This window comes from bacterium (assembly GCA_004299235.1).
GTDB lineage: Bacteria > Chloroflexota > Dormibacteria > Dormibacterales > Dormibacteraceae > SCQL01.
Window position 1 is genome coordinate 1 of the sequence record SCQL01000066.1, and the last position, 1,997, is coordinate 1,997.

Annotated in this window: 2 protein-coding genes; both read left to right on the plus strand. The window is 65.8% G+C overall.

Translation table 11 applies throughout. The annotated features are described in order from the left end of the window. Positions 1-211 precede the first annotated feature (211 nt). Complete coding sequence (locus tag EPN29_14220; GenBank protein TAN30878.1) at positions 212-985, plus strand: GntR family transcriptional regulator; 774 nt, start codon at positions 212-214, stop codon at positions 983-985. Positions 986-1,083: 98 nt separating this feature from the next. Beyond that, positions 1,084-1,997 (plus strand): transporter substrate-binding domain-containing protein (locus tag EPN29_14225; protein ID TAN30879.1); only part of this gene is annotated, 914 nt, incomplete at its 3' end.

The window sequence follows — 1,997 nt, forward strand, 5'->3', positions numbered from 1 at the left end:
CCCCGCCTAGCCAGGTCATTGCGAGCTATGGCCGCTGCCAGACCCCGGCCATGGCCGCGCAAGACGTGTCTTCGCCCCGGCCCGTATGCACGCTGCAGCCGCACCGGTGGAGGAGTCGGGTTGGACTCTCGAGACTCGCCATCAGCTTGACACGCGTACGCCCAAAGGCCTATACATCCACTAGTCTTCTATAACACCTTCCAAGGATGTCATGGACGCGTTCCAGCGCCGCACACCTCATTACCTCCGGATCTATCGTGATCTCAAGGACAGGATCGGCGCCAGCGCGCTGGCCCCCGGCGAGCGGCTGTCGACGCAGCGCGAGCTCGCCCAGGAGTACGGCGTCACGGTTATGACCGTCCGCCAGGCACTCCAGCTGTTGGAGCAAGAGGAGCTCGTCGTGATGCGTCACGGGCTCGGGACGTTTGTGGCTCCAAGGCGCATCCGCTACGCCATGGGCAATCTGCGCAGCCTTGCCCAGGAGGTGGCAGACCAGGGGCTCGAGCTGAAGACACGGGTGTTACGCCGCGAGCTCGTGGCGCCGCACCCGCATGTCGCGGAGCTCTTGCAGATCGAGGCGGGAGAGCTCGTGTACGCGATCGAGCGCCTGCGTTTCGTCGGCGCTCAGCCGATCGTCTACCAGCACTCCCAGCTTCAGGCCTGGCTGGGCGAGACGCTTGACGACGTCGATCTCAACGATCTCTCGCTCTACGACTACCTCCAGGGTGAGCTCAAGATCGAGGTCGCCCACGCCCACGAGAGGATCCAGGCGATCACCCTCGCTCCGCACGAGGCTACCCTGCTCGAGGAGGAGCCGGGCGCCGCGGCTCTCCTCAGCGAGCGCTTGACGTTCGCGGCCGGGGGCGAGCCCATTATCTTCGACCGCGCGTTCATGCCGGCCGACCGAGTGTCGGTGGCGACCGAGCGCTTCGTCTCCGACGTCACGGTCGATTACGAGCTGCGCCTGGGTGAGGAGGGCGAATGAGGTAGCCCCGCTCGCACGTCTCCTAGCCGACCGTGTCGGTCGGGTCGGCTTTCGTTGCCCGTCTCTCGTCTCTGCCACCTCAAGATCCGAGGTTCTCGATGAAGCTCAGCAGGAAGCGAGTCGTAGCACTCGCGGCGCTCGCCACCGTGGCCGGGGTGTCGGTCTTCGCGGCCGCGGCCCTCGGCGGTACGGCGAGCAAAGCCGCAGGCCCCACCTACACGGTGTGCATCGACATCCCGTTCCACCCGATCTTCGACTACCTGGAAGCGAACACGGACACCTACTTCGCCCACAAGCCCTACACGGTCAAGTTCAAGGTCCTCGACGCGACGACGCAGGTGCCGGCGTTCGGGGCCGGCCAGTGCAACGTCATGACGACGCCGCCTTCGTTCATCCCACGCGTGATGCAGCAGTACCACCTGCGGGTGGCCGAGTTCTTCCCGCTCGCGCGCTGGACGATCGGTCCGCAGATCCTGGTCAAGAAGAGCTCGCCCTACACGACGTTGGCCTCGCTGCGGGGCAAGACGGTGGCGATTTCGCCGCTCGGCACGCGCTTCGGCGCTGAAGAGGCGGCGATCGAGGCGGCAACCGGTCAGAACATCCGCACGTACTTCAAGCTGAAGCAGACCGACGCCGCGGCGCAGGAGCTGACGCTGGGTCGTGTCGATGCGGCGTTCATCGAGGCGCCGACGACGTATCCGCTGTTGCAGAGCGGTAAGTTCAAGGCGATCTACAGCGTCCACGACGCCTTCCTGAAGGCGTTCGGCGACCCGGCGGTCGTCAACGGCGGCTACATCGCTCGCACCGGCTTCATCTCGGCTGCGTCGGGCTTCGTCCACGATCTCGTCGCTGCGACTCAGGACGCCTGGAACAAGTACGTCCAGGATCCGAGCTCGGTGAACGACGTGGCCTCCAGAGTCAGCGGGATCCCCGCGGCTCAGCTGGCCGTCGTCGGTGACGTCCTCGACCTCAAGGGGATGCCGAAGAGCTTGCGGGCGATCACGCCGCAAGC